Annotated in this window: 13 protein-coding genes; 7 read left to right on the top strand and 6 right to left on the bottom strand. The window is 64.2% G+C overall.

The window, feature by feature from the left end; all coding sequences use genetic code 11:
- Positions 1-52: 52 nt before the first annotated feature.
- The 3 genes from NGH83_RS06635 to NGH83_RS06645 are packed head-to-tail and all read right to left on the bottom strand — an operon-like array spanning position 53 to position 6,039.
- On the bottom strand, positions 53-3,421 hold the full coding sequence (locus NGH83_RS06635; protein WP_251858272.1) for a DEAD/DEAH box helicase family protein: 3,369 nt from the start codon (positions 3,419-3,421) through the stop codon (positions 53-55).
- A complete protein-coding gene (locus NGH83_RS06640; RefSeq protein ID WP_251858273.1) occupies positions 3,422-4,573 on the bottom strand; it encodes a restriction endonuclease subunit S in 1,152 nt (383 codons plus the stop codon).
- Complete coding sequence (locus NGH83_RS06645; RefSeq protein ID WP_251858274.1) at positions 4,570-6,039, bottom strand: class I SAM-dependent DNA methyltransferase; 1,470 nt, start codon at positions 6,037-6,039, stop codon at positions 4,570-4,572. The genes NGH83_RS06640 and NGH83_RS06645 overlap by 4 nt, the downstream gene beginning before the upstream one ends.
- A 195-nt stretch (positions 6,040-6,234) precedes the next feature.
- Here NGH83_RS06645 and NGH83_RS06650 point away from each other — a divergent pair, with 195 nt between their 5' ends.
- From NGH83_RS06650 to NGH83_RS06680, 7 genes are all read left to right on the top strand, one after another.
- The gene (locus tag NGH83_RS06650) at positions 6,235-8,139 is read left to right on the top strand and encodes a hypothetical protein (RefSeq protein WP_251858275.1); all 1,905 of its coding nucleotides are present in this window, start codon (positions 6,235-6,237) and stop codon (positions 8,137-8,139) included.
- A 160-nt stretch (positions 8,140-8,299) separates the two neighbouring features.
- Positions 8,300-14,746, top strand: coding sequence for a DUF3320 domain-containing protein (locus NGH83_RS06655; RefSeq protein ID WP_251858276.1), 6,447 nt, complete (start codon positions 8,300-8,302; stop codon positions 14,744-14,746).
- A gap of 503 nt (positions 14,747-15,249) precedes the next feature.
- Entirely contained in the window at positions 15,250-16,485 is a 1,236-nt protein-coding gene (locus NGH83_RS06660) for an exonuclease domain-containing protein (protein ID WP_251858277.1), read from the top strand.
- 80 nt (positions 16,486-16,565) lie between these two features.
- Complete coding sequence (locus NGH83_RS06665; protein WP_251858278.1) at positions 16,566-17,063, top strand: hypothetical protein; 498 nt, start codon at positions 16,566-16,568, stop codon at positions 17,061-17,063.
- Positions 17,064-17,282: 219 nt separating this feature from the next.
- On the top strand, positions 17,283-17,825 hold the full coding sequence (locus tag NGH83_RS06670; protein WP_251858279.1) for a PadR family transcriptional regulator: 543 nt from the start codon (positions 17,283-17,285) through the stop codon (positions 17,823-17,825).
- A 5-nt stretch (positions 17,826-17,830) separates the two neighbouring features.
- Positions 17,831-19,564 (top strand): ABC1 kinase family protein, encoded by a 1,734-nt coding sequence (locus NGH83_RS06675; protein ID WP_371872778.1) that lies wholly within the window; start codon positions 17,831-17,833, stop codon positions 19,562-19,564.
- A gap of 81 nt (positions 19,565-19,645) precedes the next feature.
- On the top strand, positions 19,646-20,740 hold the full coding sequence (locus tag NGH83_RS06680) for a PD-(D/E)XK nuclease family protein (RefSeq protein ID WP_251858280.1): 1,095 nt from the start codon (positions 19,646-19,648) through the stop codon (positions 20,738-20,740).
- Positions 20,741-20,818: 78 nt separating this feature from the next.
- Here the strand turns inward: NGH83_RS06680 and NGH83_RS06685 are convergent, their stop codons facing one another.
- The 3 genes from NGH83_RS06685 to NGH83_RS06695 form a co-directional block, all read right to left on the bottom strand.
- The gene (locus NGH83_RS06685; protein WP_251858281.1) at positions 20,819-21,721 is read right to left on the bottom strand and encodes a nuclease-related domain-containing protein; all 903 of its coding nucleotides are present in this window, start codon (positions 21,719-21,721) and stop codon (positions 20,819-20,821) included.
- A gap of 921 nt (positions 21,722-22,642) precedes the next feature.
- A complete protein-coding gene (locus NGH83_RS06690; protein WP_251858282.1) occupies positions 22,643-24,040 on the bottom strand; it encodes an FGGY-family carbohydrate kinase in 1,398 nt (465 codons plus the stop codon).
- Positions 24,037-24,849, bottom strand: coding sequence for a carbohydrate ABC transporter permease (locus tag NGH83_RS06695; RefSeq protein ID WP_251858283.1), 813 nt, complete (start codon positions 24,847-24,849; stop codon positions 24,037-24,039). The genes NGH83_RS06690 and NGH83_RS06695 overlap by 4 nt, the downstream gene beginning before the upstream one ends.

The raw sequence follows: 24,849 nt of genomic DNA on the forward strand, positions 1-24,849 counted from the left end.
CTGTTTGCAGCGCCTAATGAGTGGCGCAGTGCGCGCGGTTAGTCTTCGGCGCCTAAGCCGCACCCGAGGGCACAGCGTGCAACTTCACTTCCTCGAGAATCTGCACGATCTCGCCAACCTGCTCTTCACTGAAAAGGTGCTCGGGTCCGGTTGGAGCATGGTCAGTGAAGGGAGATTCGAATAGTCGGCGCGGTTCCATGACCCCGTTGCGGGTCAGCTCCTCGACGATCAAGCCGATGAATCGAATCTGGTCAACGGTGAAGCGCAGCTCGTCGAGATAACTACCGAAGGCATCAGTTGCGGCAACCCGGTCGAGACCAACCAGTGAACGGATGAAGAGCCCAAGACCGTTCGACTCTGCGGCTGCCTGCGCTAGGTCGCCGTCTTGAACAATGCCGGCGCTGACAAGCATCTGCTCGAGCGATTCAAGGTCCATGTTGGTGAGCTGTCGATTGCGGCGCAGCCGCTGCAACGCGACGTGCTCTTCGTGGTCTCGGAGATACGCCGCCGTCTTCTGCTTGAACCGTTGCCAGTCTGTGCCGGGAGTGGGGCGCCCGAGGTCCACATCGACAGCGGCACTGAGCTCGTCCTCGAAGTCTGTGTAAACGACCAAGCGCTGACCCCTCGGTACGAAGCGTGCAAGTGAGCGCAGCCGCAGACGCACGAATTCGAGCATTGGCAGGGTTACATCTACCCACCACTCGTCGCCCGCCACCTCGTCGAGGAGAGCCTGTTGCGCAGCGACGGAGGGGATGGCTGTGTTGGCGAGAAGGACACTCGCGATCTGCTGCACCGTCTGTCGGACTCGCTCGGCGGTGAAGGTGTCGCCGTCGAGCTGTGCGAGCTGTCGGGTGAGGATGAGGAGGTCGAAGCGTTTCGCCGTCTCATCGGTGTCGCGCACAGCGGAGGGGAGTCCGCTGAGTCGCTCCGCGACTTCACTCACCTCGCGCGGATCGAGCTTCTCCCAGCGCGAGGGATCCGCCCATGCCTCGACTTGCTCGCGATGCGGCTTGACAAGGAAGTTGTCGAGGTTCATCCCGCCGACCACGCGGCTCAGCCAGGTGACGGTGCTCGTGCGGATATCGAAGTCGGCAACAGTGCGGTCAAGGGCGGTGACGAGCGCGACACGACCTTCGAACAGGCGCTGAGTGAGTGACTTCTGGGTCGAGCCTTCGCTGCCGGGGAGACCCTGGCTGAAGTACTCGAGGTTGCCGCAGAAGTCGAAAACGAGGAACTCGGACTTGTCCTCGCCCGGCCCGAAGAGGTCGGGCCGCAGACGAGTGCCGCGTCCGATCATTTGCCAGAACTTCGACGTCGAGCGAACGAGCTTGAAGAGGACGAGGTTGACGACTTCGGGCACGTCGATACCGGTGTCGAGCATGTCGACCGAGATTGCGATGTGCGGAGCCTTGTCGGCCTGCGAGAAGTCGTCGATGAGGGTTTCGGCGTAGGTGGTGGCGTGGGTGATGACTCGCGCGAATTGGCCGCCGTATTCGGGATACTGGGCGTCGAAGCGCTCTTGGATGTATTCGGCGTGCGCCTGGCTTTTCGCAAAGATGATGGTCTTGCCCAGCCGGTCGCCGCCAGCAACCTTGAGGCCGTCGACCATAAGGGTGGCGAGCACCTTGTCGACGGTGTCTTCGTTGAACAGGAACCGGTTCAGCTCTTCTGCACCGACCTCATCTGGGATGTCGCCGTCGCCCCAGTCGAGGGAGTCCCACGCGTCCTTTTCCTCGTCGGTCAGCTCGTCGTACTTGATGCCGTCCCGCATGAACTTGGTGCCAACGGCGACTCCGTGTGGCGGAACGAGGAAGCCGTCGTTGATCGCCTCGTCAAGGCTGTAGGCGTCGGTGGGAACGCCGTCCTCCAAATCGAAGAGTCGATACGTGTTGTGGTCGACCTCATCCTTCGGTGTTGCGGTCAGGCCGACGAGCATGGCGTCAAACCAGCCGAAGATGGCGCCGTACTTCTGGTAGACCGAGCGGTGGGCCTCGTCGATGACGATGAGGTCGAAGTATCCGGGCCCGAAGCGGCGGACCCCGGCGTCAACGTCGTCGATGAGACCCATCATCGTCGGGTAGGTGGAGACGTAGACGCGACCTTCACCGTTGTGGTCGGTGACGAGGTTGACGGTCGTCGCGGACGGCAGGTGTTCTTTGAACGCGTTGGTCGCCTGCCGGACGAGGGCGGTGCGGTCGGCAAGGAACAGGACGTTCTTCACCCATCCGCGGTTCATCAGCTGGTCGACCAGGGCGATCACGGTGCGGGTCTTGCCCGAGCCGGTTGCCATCACGAGAAGCGCTTCCCGCTGCTTGCGGTCGAACGCGTCGCCGACCGCTTTGATCGCGCGGTGCTGGTAGGGGCGCTCGACTATCTCGCTCTTGATCGGGGCATCCGCGAGCGGGAAACGGGTGCGCCGACGCTGCTCCATGAGTTCAAGTTCGTCGCGGGTGAAGAAGCCCTGCACTTCGCGGGGCGGATACCCGGCGGCGTCGTCCCAGAGCCAGTGCGTGTAGCCGTTGGAGTAGAAGATGACGGGCCGCCGTCCGGTCTGCGCTTCTAGCGCATCGGCGTAGAGCTTGGCCTGCTGCTGACCGAACTGCGGACTGCTTCCGGTGCGCTTGGCTTCGACTATCGCAAGGGGGAGGCCGTCGCTTCCCCACAAGACGTAGTCGACGTATCCGCTGCCCTGTCCGCCCGCCATCTCGGCGACCTCATATTCGCGGTCACGGTCGTTGGTGAGCGGCCAGCCCGCCTCGGCGAGGTCGACGTCGATGAAGCTGCGGCGCGTCTCCGCCTCGTTGTAGTCGCGGTCGTCGGTAACCGTCGCGACCGCTTGCGCCTGAGCGATTTTGGCCCGGAGGCGCTTGATCTCGGCCTCCTGCTGGGCAGCGAGGTCGTCTCGTTCGGCGAGCTGCTTGGCGTGGGCCTCGTCCTTCGCCTTGAACTTAGCGGCGAGCCCGGCCACCTGATCACGCGACAGCCGCGGTGCTGGTGCAGCCGCAAGCTTCACGTCGAAGACGGCATTCTTCGGAACGGACTCAGGCGAGAGCGAGTAGTGGAAGGCTGCCCAGATCAGCACGTGATGCAGCTCGCGAAGAGCGGCCAGCGCGATCTCGGGGCGGATGGGTCGAGTGTCGTGGACGGCCGCGTTCCCGGCCTTGCGGAGCAGGTTGAGCTTCTGACCGATGCCAACGCCGACCCTTGCCTTGAAGGCTGAATCGTTGATCCTCGCCGCGAGGTCGTTGGAGTAGGGGAGCGGCAACGCCATCAGGTCGTAGAGGTGAGCGACAAGCTGCTCGACTGTGCGGCGACCGTAGAAGCACGCCGACCGGGGGTCAGTGGCCATGTACGACTCAGCTAAAGCGGCGTCGGTGAACACGTCAGGCCAGACCGGCTTCAGAAAGTCGAAGTTCGACATCTACAGTTCACCCTTGAATGCGCGGAATTGAAGCGATGCGAAGAGGGCCTCAGCTTCGGCGAACGCAGCAGTGCTAGACAATTCTGACATCGAAACGGCGTCTAGAAATGATACGAATTGCGCTTGAAGCGCCAGAGGTGGAAGGGAGATCTCCACGGCTTTAACGATTGGCCCATTGAGGTTCTTCTGGGTACCTTCCGGCGCGAGGGCGACGAGTTGCGTCCGAAGAGACTCGAGCGCGGCCTGCAACCATCGCGTCATAACGGACGAACTGACATCGAGAAATGCCAGGAAACCATCGTGGATACATGTTGACGGACCAATAATTTTTGCCACTCCTACCGTCGCGCTATTCGTGAGTATCAGTGTTTCCGCCGGAATAAGCACGCTTCGTGCGCGACCTTCCTCAGTGACGGTTTCTCTGATCCGTTGAACGACTGGGCCGCGAGTTGCGGTGATGTCGGAGATCTTCAGCCAAGGGATATCGCCTCCGAAGTACCGAGGATCCCCGGCTGGCCGGGGGCTCGCCCCTCGTACTATGCGACTGATTTCCCCAAGCTTGACGCGCGGCCAACTCGACGATGACTCGACCTTGAAAAGCCTCTGGAAGACTGCCTGGGGGAGGGCGTCGAGGTGGGCGAGGACCTGGCGGCGTTTCGCGCGGAGTTCATCGGCTTGGTCGAGGATCTCGGCGATCCGTCGTTGCTCATCCATCGGAGGCAGCGGAATCTGAATCTTCCTCACATGTTCCGGTCTTGCCCGCATGAGGGAACCGCCGACTCCCGCGACGGTGTTCATGAAAGAAGCGTGGAAACTGTCGCTCAGCAGAAAATGACGCAGGTAGTCGGGGTATATCTCGGGATGTCGAAGCACAATCCATTCACCGGAGGCGATCTGTCGGTGGCCGAGCTGTTTGCCTACTCGGCGAGCCCGCCTAATATGCGGGACTATCTTCGATATCAAGATGTCGTCGGGTGCAACAACTTGCTTGGCCGATCCGATTTCGGAGCCCAAAATAAACTCGGAACCCCCGCGATCGTGCGCAGCAATGCTATAAAGCTCGAAAGTCTCGTCGGGGAAGCGTGACGGCAAAACGGAACCGCCTCGAGCAACCATCGAATCTCCGAGCGGGACCCGCCGATCGGAGATCACCTGAACATCCCCCTAAGCTGCCGCAGACCTTCCGCAATCTCCGCCTCGATCGCCTCAAGGTCAGCGATGATGTCAAGCGGGGCGCGGTGTTCGGTCTCGTCGTGGACGACCTCTTTGTAGCGGTTGATGGAGAGGTCGTAGCCCTGGGCGACGATGTCGTCCTTCGGGACGGTGAACGACCTGTCGGTGCGAGCCCGATCGCGTTCGCTACCCGTTCGGTTCTGCCATCGTGCGAGCACGTCGGATAGGTCGCTGGTTTCGGTGGGGGAGCGCTTGTCGTCGAGAGAGAAGCCATCGGCTTGCACGTCGTAGAACCAGACGTCCTCGGTGCCGCCGGAGTCGGTCTTGGTGAAGAAAACGATTGCGGTGGAAACTCCCGCGTACGGCCGGAAGACGCCAGACGGCAGCTTCACGATGCCGTCGAGCTTCTGATCCTCGACGAGCGCCTTTCGCAATGCTTTATGTGCGGTCGAGGAGCCGAAGAGCACACCATCCGGGACGATGACGGCTGCCCGCCCGCCGGGCTTCAGAAGCTTCAGGAAGAGCGCGAGGAAGAGAAGCTCGGTCTTTTTCGTCTTCACCATGCGCTGTAGGTCCTTCGCGGTCGACTCGTAGTCGAGCGAGCCGGCGAAGGGCGGGTTAGCGAGGATGAGCGAGTACCGTTCAGTGTCCTCGCTGGCGCCCTCCGAGAGCGAGTCGCGATAGCGGATGTCTGGCGACTCGACACCGTGGAGAAGCATGTTCATGCTGCCGATTCGCAGCATGGTGGAGTCGAAGTCGTAGCCATGGAACATCGACCGGTGGAAGTGCTTTCGCTGTGTCGCGTCGGTCAGCGCATCGGCGTGATGCTTGCGAAGGTACTCCGACGCGGCGACAAGGAAGCCAGCAGTACCTGCGGCGGGGTCGCAGATGTCATCGGTCGGGGTCGGGGCCATCATGTCGACCATGAGTTTGATGATGTGACGCGGAGTCCGGAACTGACCGTTGACGCCCGCGCTGGCGATCTTCGAGAGCAGGTACTCGTAGAGGTCGCCGTTGGTGTCCCGGTCGGCCATTGGGATGTCGTTGAGGAGGTCGACAACCTTGCTCAGTAGAGCAGGGGTCGGAATGGTGTATCGGGCGTCACGCATGTGGTCGCCGTAGGTGGAGCCGTCGCCACCAACCTGGTCTCCGAGTCCGCGCAGGAACGGGAACACCTCGTCGGCGACGAGCCGGTGCATCACCTCGGGGCTCTCGTTCTTAAAGCTGCTCCACCGCAGCCGCTCTTGGTCGGACACGTAGACCGGACTCTCGATCGTGCCGGTGATGCGTCCCTTGTTCTCGGCGAGACGCTGCAGGTCGTCGAGACGGCGGAGGAAGAGCAGGTAGGTGATCTGCTCGATGACCTCGAGCGGATTGCTGATCCCGCCCGACCAGAACGCGTTCCAAACCTGATCGACCTTGCTCTTGATTTCGCCCGTGATCACCCGACCACCTTATGAGAGCGCTGCGCTCCCGCGGCGGAGGCGGTCTCGATGAGCGCCGGGTGGCCCGCGATCTGGAGCGCCTGATGTCGTTGGCATACGGTTCAATAAACGCGGGAAACTATGCGGCGATTGCCATCTTGCTGACGCGGAAGCTCGGGGAACTGCATGACATTGGGGTATAGAGCGATTCTTCGCTTGAGCGATCGCGACGACGCGGTGCAAATCGCTGACGAGGAGCTTCGCAGCTGGCTGCGAACCAAGGCTGGCGGCCGTCGTCGGTCGGTGGAATCGATCGACTGGGACGGACCGGGTGAGTACCGCCTAGGCCCACGCGCCGACCTGCGAGTCGTTCGCATCGAACACGAGACCGATCCCGGCGTCCGGCAGTTGGCTCGCTTCACTGAGCGCAATGAGGCCGGCGAGTGGCTCGTGAACCTATACGCCTTCTCAACGCCTACCTCGCGTCGAGGCGCTTCCCAGACGATCGTCGTTGAGGCCGGACTGGTGGGTGCCGACGAGGATGAGGTTCATCGGAAGCTCGCGCCACCGCGGGTCGTCGAGCAGATCTTGACGCGCGCCAATGCCTTCGACGGGGACATTGTCCTTCGAGGCCGCCCCGAGGTGGTCCGTCAGGACGACGTGCAGGAGGTCATCGACGCCATCTTCGACGACGGGCGTTCGGTTTCTCTGATTGTCGCGTCCTCACCGGGGTATGAAGTCGACCAGGCCTGGACCGAGATAGCAGGCTCACTCACCAAACACAGCGTCGGTGTAGCAACGACGTTTGTCGTCACAGATGGCGCCGTTGAATCGCTCAATGCGCAACTTCCGAGCCACCTGCAAGTCCGGCGTGGACGGGTGCGCACCTTCATGCCCGGCGTCGATGCTGCGAATGAGGCGGACGGTGTGCGGCACCGAATTTTGGGGCCCGCCACACTTGCGCGCGCCATTCGAGGGAGACGCGTCGACTCAGCCTTGCAAACTATCCACGCAACCGGTCCGCGTCGCCGTCTGCTCGAGCAGGTCCTTCCCGCAGACGTCCGACGAGGGATGGAGCTGCTTGCGAAGGAAGAGACGGCTCGCGAGCGACTCGTTCGGGTCAACGAGCGGATACTGCAGTCGGTCGAGCCATCAGCGGCGGACATACGAACAGAAGCGGACTCGACACGGTCTCCTGACTCGCAGGCAGAAGCTGACCATGAAGCAGCGCAATCGGGTTCGAATGCCACCGGTTCCGAAAATCGGCCTGGCGCGGCACCGTTGCCTCAGCGCCTTGCGCGCTTCCTAGCCCGCTGGCTCGGTCGTCCGGCTCGTTCCGAAGCGGAACTCGATGAAGTAGACCACTTGCTCACGCGCCACAAGACGGAAGCTGAGGTGGCCCTCGAGCAGATCGACGAACTCCTGGTAACGCAAAACAACCTCGAACAAGAGCTCAAGACTTTGCGCACGGAACTCGACGAGATGGAGATCGACACCGCGCTTCAAGAGCTGGAAGCACAGGAAGCCCGCCGCCAGGCGGAGGCCTACCGGGCGAGACTCAAAGCGGCGAAGAGATTCGACGACCTGTTCGTCGCTCCCGAGCAGGAGCGATGGAACCCACCTGAGTCAATCCAGGAGCTACTTGCGAGGCTGACGGAAGGTGAAGAAGCCCATCCTGTGCTCGAGCGAGTGGTCTTTACAGGGGACGCCAGCATCGCCTTGGAAGTGCAGAAGCGAGATCAGATGGGCCGGTACGCGGCAACATTCTGGGACTACGTCCGCGTGTTGCACGACTACGCACGCGCAAAGGCAACCGACTCCTACGCGGGCGGTGTGCACCAGTACCTCACGGACCCGAACGCTCCCGAAGGCAGACGCTGCCCGCCCCAACGCCACGCAGCAACCGAAAGCGAATCGGTCATCAACCAGTGGCTGCATGAAAGGATCTTCCCTGTGCCACTTGAGGTGGATGGCTCCGGGAAAAAGGCGATGCTCGCTCATTTCAAACCAACCCACGAGAACACCTTCGCGCCTCGGATGCACTACTTCGACGACACGTCCAGAAGCGGCAAGGTCTACATCGGCTACATCGGGAAACACCTCACCAACACGAAGACCTGACCGAATCCCAGCCGGCCGTTGCGACCCTTTGCTGCGGGGTGTGGGGGGGGGTAATTGCTGCAAGCGGCGTGCGCAGGACTGGCGACACCACAATGTCGTCCATCCTCAATATGCTGACCCGTGCTGGATTAGCTCATGCTCATGCATGGAGGGGGCTTCAATGGAGACGGTCGACTACCGAGCGAAGATCGGCGACGCGCTGGTTGCGCTGATTGAAGGGCTAGGACCCTTCGTCGAGACCACTCTCGCTGGCGCCGCCCCCGAGCTCGGTGACTGGACGTCGCTCCTCGAACACAAGGACAAACAGAACGGGCGCCACGGTCTCCGTTACTCGAAGGGCGACGTTTCCCTGCTTCTGCGGGTGATGACCGAGCGACTCGGCTCGCTCGGGTATCCGTTCGAGCGCACCCTTGGTCGACGCGGGTCCAATTACGCGAGCGAGCTTCGGAACGTGCGCAATAGATGGGCGCACCACGAGGCCTTCTCGCAGGCTGAGACTTACCGAGCTCTCGACTCCGCCGAGCTCTTGCTCGCGCTCGTCGGCGCAGATCAGCAGGCGGCAGACATCTCGACGCTCAAGGGCGACGTGATGCCTGCGGCGCCGGGTACACCTCAGACTGACAGCGAGCGTGCGGCCGTGGAAGAGCCTGGGACGGGCGAGTCCGCTGGTCTTACGCCCGAGGGAGCTCCAGCCGAACCGAATGGCGGCATCGAGATGTCGGTCACGACCTCGCCGTTCCTCAACTACGCCATGGCGCACAACCGTATTCAGGTGGTGAACGAGCTTCGAATCGAGAACAGCGGCGACGAGCAACGGGGGGTGTCGGTCGAAGTTGAAGTAGTTACTGCGCGTGGCCAGCTCGGCGATCCGAAGATCCTGTTCGCCGATCTCGGTCGACAGGCGAGTACGACCTTCCGCGACATCGACCTGCTGCTTGACCCGGCGCGCATGCTCGATGTCGACGAGCAGATGCCCGGAAGCATCCGGATCACCGTTCGCTCGGCCTCCGGCGAACCGTTGGCGACCTCGCAGACACAGGTCGACGTGCTGGCGGCAAGCCAGTGGCAGTCGAAGATGCGTGAACTCGAGCTGGAGCTGCTCACCTCGTTCATCCAGCCGAACTCGCTGAGTGTTGCGCCGCTGCTCACCGAGGCGTCCGATCGCCTGCTCGGGATGACTGGGAGTGGCGATCTGAACGGTTATCAGTCGGATTCACCGCAACGCGTCGATGCCATCGTCCGGTCAATCGCGGAAGCGATGACCGCGCGAGACATCCGCTACGCCGAGCCGCCCGCCAGCTGGCAGGAAGGACAGAAGGTTCGCACGCCGGCCGAGGTGCTCGAAGGTCGCTTGGGCACATGTCTCGACACGACTCTGACCCTCGCCGCGGCTCTCGAACAGGCTGGTGTTCACGCGACCCTGTGGCTCATTCCGGGTCATATCTTCCTCGGGTACTGGCGCGAAGAATTCCTCGAGCTCGAAACTCCCGTAGAGACAGCGCCAGAAAGCGTCGTCAACGCCGTCGCCCTCGGCCACATGGGGGTTATCGAGACGACGCTTCTCACCGGCGGCGCGTCTGCTCCTCCATTCGAGGTCGCGGCATCGACGCCTCGCCAGACGCATCTGCAGAACGTGGAGCGAATCGCCGCAGTTGTGGACGTCGCGCTCGCGCGTCAGCGAGTGCTGCCGCTCCCGTCCCGACGCTTCGATCCCGACGGTGAGATCACTGTCACGACCTACCAGCCCGCGGGGGCGAAGCTACCGGAGGCTTACGTCTCGACGGGCGGTGGCCGCCGTAGAGACGGTGAGGCCATCCCGCTTCGCGTCGCCCAATGGAAGAACGCGCTGCTCGACCTGAGCCTCCGCAACCGACTCATCAACTACACCGAGCGCGCGGGCTACTCACTCGCCGTCCCGTCTGTTTCGCTGTCGCGTCTCGAGGACATGGTCAACGGCGGAGCCGCTATCACCTTGCTCCCAAGTGACCAGATAGCCGCCATCGATAAAGCGCGAGGTGTGCGCTCTGCGCGTGACCTTCCCGAGCTGACTCGCGATCAGACGCTCAACGACAAGAAGTCCGTCTACATCGAAACGACGGATGCGTCGTACACCAGCAAGCTCCGTTACCTCGCCAACAAGGCGAAGACGATCGCTGAAGAAACTGGTGCGAACAACCTCTACCTGGCGTTCGGGATGCTGAAATGGCGTTCAGGAGACCGCGACTTGCGCTCTCCCCTCGTCCTCGTTCCGGTCACGCTGCAAACTCCGAGCCGCGGCGCCAGCTACCGCATTCAAGTCGACGAGTCCGGCACTTCAACGCCGAACTACTGCCTGCTCGAGAAGCTTCGCACTCAGCTAGGGCTCGCGATCCCAGGCCTTGAGAATCCGGCGGAGGATGACTCGGGAATCGACTTGGAAGCGGCGTTCGCAGCCACCCGTGCCGCAATCCGAGAAGCAGGGCTTCCGTTCCTCGTGGAAGAGACGGTCGACCTCGCGATTCTGCAGTTCTCGAAGTTCCGGTTGTGGAAGGACCTCGACGAAAACTGGGCGCAGTTCGACACTAACTCGCTCGTTCATCATCTGATCGAGACGCCACTCAGCCCCTTTGTGGATCCCGTCCCCACACGAGCGGACGTCGATCTCGACGCGCTGGGGGCCGCGTGCCCCGTGCCAGCCGACTCGTCGCAACTCGACGCCGTCGCTGAAGCAGTCGCAGACCGAACGTTTGTGCTCGAAGGACCTCCGGGCACCGGCAAGTCGCAGACCATCACCAACCTTCTCGCTCGGGCCTTGGCTGAGGGCAAGCGGGTGTTGTTCGTCGCCGAGAAGCGCGCTGCGCTCGAAGTTGTCAAGAAGAGGCTCGACGCTGTCGGACTCGGGAAGCTGTCGCTCGATCTCCACGATAAGGGCGCGCGGCCCGCAGCGGTCCGAGCACAAATCAAGCAGGCCCTCGACCTGCGCATCGCGAGCGACGTCGCCGGTTACCAGGCGGCAGCGAAGGCGTCGGCTGCGGCTCGGGGCTCCCTCGCGCGCTATGCGGATCGCCTGCATGAGGAGAACCCGGTGGGCTTCTCCATGTACAGCGCACGCGGCGAAGAACTCGCCGGCGACGACACGATCGAGCCACTCGAACTGCCGGTAACGTTCGTGGCGACCGCGGCTCCCGAACAGCTCGAGCGGTTGCGCGACGCGCTCGCAGCGCTTCCGGAGACCGCTGATCTCGCCCGCCCCCGCCGCGACCACCCATGGGGCTTCCTCGATGAAGCCGCAGGCGGCCAGCTGGATGGGGTGGAGGTTCACCGACTCGCGGCCGCTTTCGATGAGGCGCTCGAAGCGACGATCAGGAGCGGCATCGAGATCGACGCGCTCGACCGTGCCGGCACTCCTGAGCGCCTCGACCGTTTCATTCGAGTGGCTTCCGCCCCGCGTCACGACCTGTCCACGCTCGACGCTCTCGGATCCGACGACTGGCTGAAGTACATCGACGGTCTGGCGAAGCAACTAGCCGAGGCAAACGCCGCCCTACCCCCGGTGCTCGCAACCGTGCGGCCGGCAGCCCTGCATCTCGACACATCAGCACTGCACGCCGAAGCACTGGCTGCCGACCAGGCCGGCTTCTTTGGGCGCAAGAAGCGGCGCCGGGCCGTGCTCGGCAAACTCGACGGACTGTTGACAGTCGACGCCAAGAGCATTCCCCTCAAGACGGTGAGCCATTTGACGGCTTCCTTGGCTGAGGCGCAGCAGCGGAGCCAGGAGCTCCGCAAGGCGATCGACGCAGTTCCGCTCGGGCTCGTGGCCGCTGACTGGGCCGCTTACGACGAAGGTGCCCTAGAGCGTGCTGCGGCGGCTGTGGGCTGGGTGGGCTGGCTCGCGCGGTCCCTACGGACAGATGACAGCGACCCCATGTCCTCCGACCTGCGACGGCACTATTCGTCCACCCCGTCCGGCGCGTCGGTAGAAGCGTTGAGTTCGCTTGCCGGATCGATGCGCGCATTCGACATCGGGGTCCGTTCTGTCAGGGGCGACCTCTACACCGAGTGGGCTCAACAGCGGTTCCTGCAACGGTGGCGCGTCACCGCCTCCGCCCGCTCGCTGCAGACCGGAAGTGTCTCGCTGGAGAGGTGGCTCGCGTTCCTTCGTTCCACGGAGGAGCTGCGCGCCGCAGGGCTCGATGCCGCGAGGAAGACCCTTCTTCAAGGTGACGCTCCGGCGGACACTGCGGTGCTTGCTTTCGACAGGGGGCTGGCCGTGGCTTCCATTAGTGAACGACGTGACGCCACGGCGCTCATCGACTTCGACGTCGAGGCGCACAACAAGGCGATCGGACGGTTCACCGCCACAGCCTCGCTCCTTCGGGCCGCCCTTCCCACGGTGATCCCTAACGGCGTGCTCAGTCAGAGAAGCTTCGACGCGTTGAACAGCGGGGGACAGATCGGTGGCCTCCGCCGCCAGCTTGACCGGCAGCGGGGCGGGCTGTCAGTGCGCAAGTTGATGGAGAACTACGGCGACGTGATCACTCAGATCGCGCCCTGTACTCTCATCAGCCCAGAGTCCGTCGCGCGATTCTTCCCTGCCCAAGCCGGCATGTTCGACATCGTCGTATTCGATGAAGCGTCGCAGATCCGCGTGGCGGACGCGGTCGGTGCGATGGGCAGAGGGCGTTCGGTCGTCGTCGTCGGAGACAGCAAGCAGATGCCGCCGACGTCCTTCGCCGAAGCGAGCATCGGTGGTGAAGACGACGCTGGGGAATCGGTGGCCGCGGTTAAGGATGAGGAGTCGATCCTCACTGAGTGTGTGCAAGCACAGGTGCCGAGCAAGTGGCTCTCCTGGCACTACCGGAGCCAAGACGAGTCACTGATCTCCTTCAGTAATCACCACTACTACGAGGACCGACTTTCGTCGTTCCCGGCCCCTCTGACCGGTACGGCGAGCGATGGATCGGATGGTCATGGGCTGTCTTTGATCCGTGTCAACGGCCATTTCGAGCGCAACGGCAAGGGGCGTGCGCTTCGCACGAACAGTGTTGAAGCCACCGCCATCGTGGAGGACATTCTGCGGCGGTTCGCGCTGTCGATCGATGAGACTCCGTCCGTCGGAGTGGTGACGTTCAACTCGCAGCAGCGGGACCTGATCGAGAACCTCCTGCGCGACAGCGACGACCCTCGTGTCAGTGCCGCGCTGGACGAGCCTGACGGATTGTTCGTTAAGAACCTCGAGAACGTCCAGGGCGACGAGCGAGACGCGATCCTCTTCTCGATCGCATTCAGCGCCAACGACAAGGGAGTGGTCCCGTTGAACTTCGGCCCGCTTACCCGCGCGGGCGGTGAACGGCGGCTGAATGTCGCCATCACCCGCGCCAGGCGACAGGTCGTTCTGTATTCGAGCTTCGACCCCTCCGAGCTCCGAGCCCACGAGACCGCCTCCATTGGGCTCAAACATCTGAAGGCGTATCTCGAGCTAGCGCAGCGAGGAGTGGAGGCAGAAGCGGCAGGGCTCGCGCGGCAGGGGTACGTCGACCGTCACCGGGACGAGATAGCCAACGAGCTGCGCATGCGCGGCTACGCGGTGAGAACGGACCTGGGACTTTCCGACTTTCGCGTCGACATCAGCATCGCGACAGCGCAATCGCCCGAGGTCCCGCTCGTTGCAGTCCTCCTCGATGGGCCGTCTTGGCGCCTGAGGAGAACAGTGGCCGACCGTGACGGCTTGCCGGTCGAAGTGCTCGGCAACCTCATGCGGTGGCCGTCGGTTCAGCGTGTGTGGCTCCCGGAGTGGCTGCAGGACAAGGAGGCGACGCTCGATCGGCTCGAGGACGCAGTCGCGTCTTCCACTGAGAGTTTCGACTCGCGGCCCTCCACAACAGTCGAGCCTGCGTCGATCGAGATCGATGAGCTCGGAATCGACGAACTCCTTGAGGAGGCTTGGGCGAGCGGCGAGGCGGGGTCGAGTGGGCAAGCGGCTGCAGGAAAGTCGACAGCTGAAGGTATGGCTCTTCGCACGGCTTCCGCCGCATCCGTGGTGTCCGCGGGCCGCAGGCATCCTCTGATCGAAGACTTCGACGAGTGGAGGCCGCCGCGTCTCGGCACAGTCGCGACGCTCGACGACCTGCCGAGATCGGATGCCCGCCGGCGTGTGAGCGCAGCGATTGCGGACGCCGTCGAGGCGGAGGGGCCCGTCAGTCGAGCCCGACTTGCAAAGCTGGTGGCGGGAGCCTTCGGGCTGGAGCGAGTCGCGCAGAGTCGCGTCCAAGCGATTCTTCGTTGCACGCCGGAACACTTGGCGACGCACGGCGACCGTGAGTTCTTGTGGCCGAGCGGCATTACGCCGAGCGAGTGGATGAGCGTGCGTGAGACTGCAGCTGGTTCGTCGCGGTCGATCGAGGCCATCCCGCTGGAAGAGATCGCTAACGCCTTCATGGTCGTCGCGGAGCAGTCGGCCGGGGGCGAGGAGTCCGAGCTCAAGCGTGCTGCGATGGCGCTGTTTGGCATTCGCCGCCTCACGACCCAAATCGACGAGCGGCTTTCACGGGGACTCGAGTTTGGGCTCAAGTCCGGCCGGGTGGAGCGCGCGGCGTCGGGACTAGTCGTCAGCGCGAGGCGTGGCTGACCCACCGAACAGGAGGCAATCAGTGCCTGTTAGCGCTGTGCGAGATATTGAGCGTCGGCTGGCCGAGCTTGAGCGCGGTGTGCTAGTGAGGGACAAGGTCGAGGGGGTTGCGGTGCAGTCATTTCATCGCGTCCTAGAGGACCTGAGTCAGCTACAGCGGGAGCTCGAACGGATACCGCGCGTGATGGTTCCCAGGAGATTGAGGAGTCGAATGCAGCACCTCGTCGACCTGATCCATCGGCTACCAAAGGAAGTGCGGTCGGGGAACGGCGTGCCCGCGCAGACGCGAGTGACGCCTGAGCAACCTGCACAGTCCACCGCCATCGCGTCCCCTCGGTCGATTCCCGAGTCACAGCAGGGACCGATCTCGGACAATTACCACATGGATCCGCGAGACAAGTAGTGGTAGGCGGCGACACTCTCAAGACACACCGAGTTCAGGTTTGGACGCTGCGGGGGCACAGCCATACATTCGCTTCATTCGGGTCCGGGGGAGGGCGCACGTGCTAGATGGCGGTTTCGCGATCATCGACTTCGAGACGACCGGGTTGTTCCCCGGGCGACATGATCGAATCATTGAGGTTGCCGTCGTCCATACCGACCGGCTAGGCAACGTAACGGGCGTCTACGAGACACTGGTCAATCCGGGACGCGACCTCGGACGGCAGGATATCCACGGCATCACGGCAGCCGAAATTCAGCGTGCGCCGGCGTTCGAGCAGATCGCCCCGCGTCTCGTCGAGCTCCTGTCGGGACGTGTGATCGTCGCTCACAACGCCCGCTTTGACACCGGGTTCCTACTCGCCGAACTGGACCGAATCGCATACGGACTCGACATTGACCTTCCGTCCATCTGCACCATGCGGCTTGCTCGCGAGTTCCTTCCGGGCGCTGGGCGTTCGCTCGCTGACTGCTGCGCGGCGCTCGACATCAATCTCAACGGTGCGCATCGTGCTTCGGTCGACGCGCTTGCTACGGCGCAGCTCCTCGCTGCCTACATCGGCATGTCTGAGGACTTGGCGTATTGGGACGGGCTGATCGACGGTGCTGCGGAGCTGGTGTGGCCGCCGCTCGCCATCATCGATTCCGAGTGGATCGCGCGCGAGTTGGCACAGTCGGGATCGACGAGCTTCTTGCAGCGCATCTCGACCCAGTTGCCCGATTATTCGGGACCGTCGGAGCACTCCGACTACCTCGCTCTGCTCGATCGCTGCCTTCTCGACCGGCGCTTGGCGGTGCACGAGGCCGAAGCGCTCGTCGAGGTAGCTGAGTCGCTTGGAATCGGGCGTGAAACGTGCCAGCACCTGCATCGCAGCTACTTCGACGACCTCGTTCGAGTCGCGTGGGCAGACGCCCATCTGACGTCTGACGAGGTCGCCGACATCGTCACCGTCGGAAAGCTCCTCGAAGTCGGTAGCGAAGCAATTCTTGCGGCGATGCTTGAACCGACTCCCGTTGACTCAGGATCGTCTGAAGCGCGCTCCTCGTCCTTTGCGCTAGAGGCAGGAGACCTAGTGGTTCTGACGGGGGAGATGTCCCGCCCGCGGGAGCTGTGGCTGTCCGAGCTCGAAGCCCGAGGTTTCGTCCCGTGGAGCGCCGTGACCAAGAAGGTCAAGCTGGTCGTCGCAGCCGACCCCGACTCCCTATCAGGAAAAGCCCGTAAGGCCCGCGACTACGGGATCACAATTGTTGATGAGGCCGGCCTCGAATCGCTTCTTCGGCGTGCTGTCCCGGCGTGACTCAGTCAACAACTCGACGGAAAATCATCCGGGCGGCTCGCGGCCCATGTGGATAAGAAAGTGGATGGTAGGGAACTGGCATGAGTGAAGTCGACAGTGATGGCTTGTCAGAGCGCGAGTTCGGCTCTCTGAAGAAACTGGCTCGGAAAAACTTCGCCAAGTTTGCAGTGGCGATACAGCACGTGAGCACTGAGGCGCAGTTGAAGCTCATCGAGCAGCTGCCGGAGTTTCGGAAGCTAGCCATGGGAGCTGTCGAATCCATCAGCAGTGCCTTCGAGGCAACTCTCGATGCAGACGAGCGCAGCGAGGCGCACGTGCACGAGGGGTACCGCGAATGGCGGCGCGCGCTTATCTCGCTGCTCGAACAGCAGGACTTGTCGCTGGACGAGAAGCTCCGGATTGCCAGCCTGATCGGCGAGACCGTCAAGGAGCAGGCCCAGTTCGATTCTCGAGGGAAGGCCTTCAAGAAGGAGGTGCTCGCGAAAGTTGGTCTGAGCGTGCTGGGAGTGGTCGGCGTTATCGCTTTGGCGCTCACCGGCGGCAAGCTGATGGTGGACGATGAAACCGATGATGCCTGAGCGCTGTCTGAGGCAGCCTTCGAGAGTGACGGAAGACAGGGACATCGAGTTGCTTTGACGGCGTTACGTCGACATAGGGCCGGAGCCGCCGTCCTTCGCGACTGAGTCACCCAAGGTTCGAAACCTGACGTGTGCGTTGTCGTTCAAAGGCTCGCACCCTGATCCCAGCCCCCTCATATATCGCTGAGTATCGTTGACCTCGATCGAGGAGGTTCACTCATGAACGGATCATTTAGGGCCGATCAGTTCGGCGCGGCGGGGTCGATCCCTGTCGACGGCATCTGGCAGGCGTTCGAGCAGCTGCGTTCCAAGTTCGAGAAGAGCGGCGGCAGCCGTGTCGGCCGCGGTGACGTGCGCGCCGCAGTGCTCGCGCTGCTCGCCGAGCAGCCGATGCACGGCTACCAGCTCATCCGCGAGATCGAAGAGCGCAGCGGCGGCAACTGGAAGCCCAGCGCCGGCTCCGTCTACCCGACGCTGCAGCTGCTCGCCGACGAAGGGCTCATCAGCGCCGAGGAGTTCAACGGTCGCAAGACCTACACGCTCACCCCGGCGGGACGCATCGAGGTGGAGAAGTCCGGCGGCACCGCACCGTGGAGCACCAGCGACGGCGACAAGTCGTCCTCGTTGCCCAAGGCCGGCGTCGAGCTCGCGCAGGCGGCCGCGCAGGTCGGACGCACCGGGACGGACGAGCAGACCAAGCAGGCCGTCGAGGTGCTGAACGAGGCGCGGCGCAAGCTCTACGCGATCCTCGCCCAGAGCTGACCCGAGTGGCGACAGTTCAACCCCAACGCGGCGGAAGCGCGGCGGGCGCAGGCCTGACCGGCAACAACGCGGGCCGCGCCCGCTACCGCCGCATCCTCCGGTTCGCGGCCCGGCACCTCGCCGCGACCTGGTGGTGGGAGATCCTCCTGCCCCGCATCGGCCTCAGCCGCCTCAGCGAACGCACCCGCACCCGCCGCATGCAACGCATCGCGCGCCGGTTCCACGGGCTTGCGCTCGACCTCGGCGGGCTCATGATCAAGGTCGGCCAGTACATGTCGTCGCGCCTCGACGTGTTGCCGCCCGAGATCACCAGAGAGCTCGAAGGGCTGCAGGACGAAGTGCCCGCCGTGCCGTTCCCCGCGGTCCGCACCCTCGCGGAGGCGGAGCTCGGGACGGCGCTCACCAGCGCCTTCGCGACGTTTGACGAGCGGCCCATCGCATCCGCGTCGCTCGGGCAGGCCTACCGCGCCCGGCTCGTGCCGTCGCTCGCGGACGAGGCCGGGTTCGAGGATGTGGTCGTCAAGATCCAGCGACCCGGCATCGACACGATCGTCGCCGTCGACCTCTCGGCGCTGCGCCGGGTTGGGGGATGGCTGAGCCGCATCCGCCTCGTCTACACGCGCGTCGACATGCCCGCCCTCGTCGAGGAGTTCGCGACGACGAGCCTCGAAGAGATCGACTACCTGCACGAGGCCGCCAGCTCGGAGCGCTTCGCCGAGGTGTTCGAGGGCGACTCGCGCGTCGCCGTGCCGCGGGTGGTGTGGGAGCGGATCAGCCGCCGCGTTCTCACCCTCGAAGACGTCACCGCTATCAAGATCAATGACGTCGACGCCCTCGTCGCCGCCGGCATCGACCCGTCCGAGGTCGCGGGCGTCTTCGCGACGGTGATGTTCGACCAGGTGTTCACCGACGGCTGGTTCCACGCCGACCCGCACCCCGGCAACATCTTCGTCACCCCGCTCGCCGAGCCGGTGAGGGAGGGCGGCCGCACCTGGAAGCTCACCTTCATCGACTTCGGCATGATGGGCCAAGTCCCGCCCACCCTCCGCGCCGGCCTACGCAAACTGCTCATCTCGGCGGCGGGACGCGACGGCAAGGGGCTGGTCGACGGCATCCGCGATGTCGGGATGCTGCTGCCCTCGGCCGACACTGTCGAACTCGAACGCGCGATGACCGCCCTGTTCGGCCGGTTCGGGGGGATGGGTTTCGCGGAGCTGCGTGAGGTGGATCCGCGCGAGTTCCGCGACTTCGCGAAGCAGTTCAACGACGTGGTGCGCACGCTGCCGTTCATGCTGCCCGAGAACCTGCTGCTCGTCATCCGCGCCATGTCGCTGACGTCGGGGGTGTGCAGCGCGCTCGACCCGAAGTTCAACCTGTGGGACTCCGTCGAGCCCTACGCCCGCCAGTTGCTGCGCGACGAGCGCGGCAACCTCGTGCAGGACATTGGCCAGCAGGCGCTCGACTTCGTGTCGGTTCTCGCGCGGCTGCCGAGGCGAATGGATGGGCTGCTCGACACCATTGAGGATGGGCGCCTCGAAGTTCAGATGCCGCGGCTCGAGAAGCGGATCGCGCAGTTGGATCGCACGCTGCGGCGTATCGGCGCGGCGCTGGTGTTCGCGGGGCTGATCGTCGCGGGGGCGCTGGTGCGGCCGGATGATGGGGGGCTCGGGACCGTGCTGATGATCGGGTCTGCCGTGCCGTTGCTGGTCGCGGTGTTCTCGGGGCGGAACGGGCGGTAAGGGCTGCCCTTCGTACCGCTTCGCTCAACGGGCGAGCTCGTCGAGGCGCGTCGTCGGAAGGCGATCGGCCAAACTGAGACCGTGATCGACGAAGACTCCCTGGCCCGAGCCGCATCCGCTCTCGACTCTGAACCGCTTGGACGCATCATGTTCGGTCAGCGAGAGTTGTTCCATAGCAATTTGCTGGCCTGGTTCTTCGATGCTCTTCCGACCGCGGCGGATCGGGTGTTCGGCGAGCTCACCGTCGCCGCCGACAGCGGTGATGATCGCAGCGCGAGGCGTGAGGAAGAGAAGATCGACCTCATGCTGCGGTGGCCTGACAAGGCCCCTCTCGCCATCGAGAACAAGGTCTTCTCTCTTCCCGACATGTCTCAGCTCGACCGATACTCGGACGTGCTCGACAAGCGTCGAGGTGTATCGGCGCGTCGAGTACTGCTGAGCGCGTCAGGTGCCGCCACAGCCCTGCACGCCGACGCGACTGACGGGGCGCTTCCGATTCTGCCCAATGGTTGGAGGGTCCTTACCTACGGACAGCTCGCTGCTCGCATCGAGTCCGCCTTGGGAGACGCGCCCACCGACTATTCGCACGACACGATGCGTCACTACGCGTCGATAGCTCGTCATATCGACACGCTCGTCTCGGCGACGGCCGTCGAATCCGATGAGGAGACAGCATGGCTGCCCTCGTCAGCCCTCCGCTTGATCTCGTCGCCGCAGGTGCAGCAGGCGCTCATGAAGGTTCGTGCGCGTCGAGTGGCGGAGCGCATCAGCGAGGAATATCCCGACGGATGGGCCGGAGCTACGCTGCTGCATGCGCAGCCCCTCGTCGAATGGCGAGTCCCAGCGGAGCGCGACGGTGCCCGCATCGAGGTGGGGTGGCAGTACCAGGAGGGTGATCTTCGGCGGTACGTCATCGCCCCGCACCTGACCGGCCGCGGGAAGGATGCGCGACTCCGCCGCGAGGAGTGGGCTGATCGGTACCCGGATCTCTTCGATTTCCAGCCCCTCGAGGCCGCGCTGGGCGGCAACGCGGTCATTCAGGGTTTTCGAGGCGGTGGCTCCTACGGTCACTTCGACCCCGACTTCCTCTACCAGCGGGTACGCCGCAACGATCTCACCGTCCGTCAACTGCTTGAGGTAACGAGGACGCTCCTCGCCAGCGTTCGCTCGCGCTGACCGCCGCTCACCTTCGCTTCCAGGGGCGCGGGGGCGGGAGGCGCGGCTCCGGATGGCTGTGGCGAGCAGGAGGCGCTCCTACGGCGTGGACATCTCGGCGAGCATCGTGGGGATGACCACCGTCAAGAAGATCCACAAGCCGCCGAGGGTCAGGGCGACCTTCACGAGAGCCTCAGCCGGCGAGCGCTTCGCTCGCCGCCTAGGAGGTCGCCGACGAGCTGGCGTAGAAGACGTCGACGGCGCGCGGCGGCGCATTGGTGGCGCAGCTGTCGCTGGGGCACCAGCAGGTGCCCCGCCCTCAATAGGGGCCGGCTGCGCCCCTTGAAGACTGCGGGCAACGATGGCGTTGAACTGCAGGATCGTCTTCTGGCTGGTCAGCACCGAGGTGGGCGAGGCATTCCACGTTTCGGGACGGGCGGCGGCGAACGCTATTCGCTGCACCTGCTCTTGGCTGAACTCGCGGCGCTGTGTCTGCAGGAAGTGGAGCAACTCCCAGTCCGCGAGCACCTGCACGCCCTTCTCGGGCGGGGCTTTCGTCGTTCGAGTGCCCGGGTTGACAAAGACGATGAGTGGGGTCACGGGGACCGTGAATCCCACGCCAGCTGCGAGCAACGAATCGGCTCGTTCCGCTTCGAAGGCGGCTTTGTTGACGTAGTTCGTCTTGTGTCCGCCGACTATCAGGCCGAATCCGCCGATCCACAGATCCTGCCGTGGGTGACTCTTCGTGTTGATGGTGAAGACGCCAGGCGGCCCGATGACGACGTGGTCGATGTCGGCTCCGTTGGTACCGACTGGGACGGAGTGGAGGACGGCCCAGTCGGCATCGAGGTACGAAAGGACACCGGCGACGGCGATCTCTCCGAGCGCGCCGCGATACCAAGACAGCGCCTCCCCCGACGGCGTTGTGAAGCCTTGCGGGTGCAACGCGAGCGTCTGCTCCATCAGCGACTGCCCGGGCACGCGCGACCTGAGGTCGGCCATAGCGACTCCGTTCGGCCGCGCCCCCCAGCGCGACGTCCATCGACCATATGCCTCGAGGGCACAGACGCGGATGCCCCAGTTCGAGTGCGATTTCTACGTCGAAGCATCGTGGCCCGTGACATTCTGCTGCGATAAAGCGCTGGCGACGCGATGTCGGAGGTTGTTTATAGCGTTCTGGCAGCCGGAAAACCGGCGACGAAGCGAAATCAAAGGGGATGCATTGTGAAAGTAGCGGCTTACCACTCGTCCAACTACGTTATTCCGCACGTCCACCACACCTACGACGACTGCCCTTCGGGCAAGCAGATTCCGTCGTACTACAAGGTCAGCGGTACTGGCGGCCTGCGCCTGTGTGACCACTGCGCGGAGCGATGAGGCTTCAGGACCTCGGGACTCGACATCTGGCTCGCAGCCAACGTCAGTCGGACGCGCCGAGAAGGGCGTCCGACTGACGCTGCTCATCCGCTCACACAAGGCGATGATCAGCGATCACATCTCCTGTGTGGGGCGTTGCGGTTCTCGTCGTTTGTTGATGTGCCGCCGGCAACAGATGAGGATAGGGAGTGCAGTCATCAAGGTGGTCTTCGCGCAGCAGACGTCGCAGCCCGCGCCCTCGAGATTCGGATGGTCGAAACGATGAGTGAGTACAGCGAACTCTCGCAACAACTCGCCCGAGAGCTCGCCGCCAAAGCGGCCAAGAACCTGAGTCGGTCGGGCAAGACTGTGCGACTCGATTCCAGCGGGCGGTACGTCGTCTCGGATCGCGCGAATGCTGAACGAGGCGGGGCAGATCGCAGGCGTCGCAGCGCTCGGTAGGAGTCAGTCCTACGTATCGCTTCGCTCAACGGGCGGGTAGGGGTGGTGCTTCGTATCGCCCCGGTCAACGGGCGGGCGGGCAGGGGAGCCTTCGTGTCGCTTCTCTCAGCGGGCGGCGGGGGTACGGATCGCTATCGCATTCACCCAGTCCGGGCGAGGGTCGAAGACCTGGCCGCTGATAACTGGTGCTGGCCGGCCTGCCGCCAACAGGGCGGCACCAAACAACGAGGACTCAGCCTCGGTGCTCACCGAGACCGGGCGGGCGGTTGCGTCGGCGAGGAGTTGGGCGAAGATCGGGGAGCCCGTCACCACGCCGCCCGAGGCGATCAGCGAACTCAGCTGCGGCTTCGTCTGAGCGACGAGGTCGGTGAGCTCGCGGTACACGCCGAGTGCCGAGAGCACGAAAGCCTGGGCGATGTCGTCGCGGGTGTGGTGCGAGCGAAGTCCGGTGAGGGATCCCGAAGCGTCGCGGCGGTAGCCCGGGCCACGTTCGCCCGCCAAGTTCGGGGTTGCGAGCAGGCCGTCGAAGGCCGGGGGAGCGCTCGCCCCGAACGCGAGCGGGTCAGCGACGCCGAGGGAGGTGCGCAACCACTCGATGAGGTTGCCGGCGTTCGAGACCGCGCCGCCGATCGCGACGTCGCCGCCACGCAGGCGGTAGCGCCAGAGGCCGCGCGGCACGGAGACGTCCTCGGCGCCGAGCAGCATCCGCAGGCTGCCTGAGGTGCCCGCGGTCAGGGCGCTGACGGTGGGGCCGACGGCGCCGATGCCGACGCTGTTGCAGACGCCGTCGCCGAACACCGGCAGCAATACGGCGCCCGAGAGGTCGAGCGCGGACGCGGCGTCACCGACGAGGGAGACCGGCTCACGCCACACCGGTCCGAGTGCGGACGCATCGAGGTCGACCGCATCGAGCACGGTGGCGTCCCACTCGGCGCGGTCCTGATTCCAGATCCCCGAGCCCGCGGCGAGGTCCACGCTCCAGCCGGTGTCGACGCCGAACACCTGGCGCATCAGCCAGCCGGACAGGTCGATCCACCGAGCGGAAGAAGGGACGGTGCCGCGCAGATACCAATAGGCGGCGAGGGGATAGGAGGAGTGCAGGTACGAGCCGGTGCTCGCGCGATACTCCTCCGGGGCGAAGCGGTCGAACAGGCCGTCGAGAGTCGCGTCGGGTCCCGACGACTCCCACGTGAACACCTCCGTGAGCGGCCGATCGTGCTCATCGACCGCGAGGAGGCTGTGCCACAGCGACGACACCGACACGGTCGCGACCGAGCGGAGGTCGAGGCGCGACAGGCTCGCGACAATCAGGTCGCGCAGCGGCTCAGCCGGAAACGACCCCGCCGGGCTGCGGCCCGAGCGGAACTCGTAGTGCACCTGGTCGTGCTGCCGGACGACGAGGTCGCTGTCGTAGATCGCCGCGCGGAAGCTACTACTGCCGATATCCAGCGCGAGGATCGACGACCGACTCGACCGGCCGTGCGAGCTGCCAGACAGCGTCATCCCTTGACGGCGCCGGCGGTCAGGCCCGAGACGATCCACCGCTGGACGAGCAGCGAGATCGCGACGACGGGAACGGTGATGACCACCGCGGCGGCAGCAATCTGACCCCAGTTGTTCGACCCGTAGGAGAGGAAGTTGAACACGGCCACCGGCACAGTCTGCGTGTTGCGCCCTGAGAGCACGACCGCGAACAGGAACTGGTTCCACGAGAAGATGAACGCGAGGATCGCGGCGGCCGCCATCCCGGTGCGCACCAGCGGTGCGGCGATCGTGAAGAAGTAGCGCCCCTGCGTGGCCCCGTCGACGAGCGACGCCTCGTGGATGTCCTTCGGCAGCTCCTCGAAGAACGGGATCATCATCCAGGTGATGAACGGCATCGTGATGAACACGTGCGACAGGATCATGCCGAGATAGGTGTCGATCAGGTCGATCTGCGTGTAGATCACGAACCACGGCACGACGAGCGCGATGCCGGGCAGCATGCGGGCCAGCAGGAACACGAAGCTGGTGCGGCGCAGGCCCCAGTGCGCAAGCGCGAACGCAGCAGGCACCCCGAACGCGAGCGACAGCAGGGTCGAGCCCACGCCGATCAGCAGCGAGTTGAAGATGAACGACATGAAGTCGTCGGTCTCGAACACGGCGGCGAAGTTGTCGAACGTGAGTCCGCGGTTCGGCCACAGGCTGCCCGAGGTGATGTCGAGCGGCTGCTGGAACGCGATCAGGATCATGTAGACGAACACGGACAGGAACGGCAGGATCGCGATCGTTGCGAAGACTCCTGCTCGGATGGCGCGGGCGCGCGATCTCAT

The organism is Herbiconiux sp. L3-i23 (genome assembly GCF_023734115.1).
Taxonomy (GTDB): domain Bacteria; phylum Actinomycetota; class Actinomycetes; order Actinomycetales; family Microbacteriaceae; genus Naasia.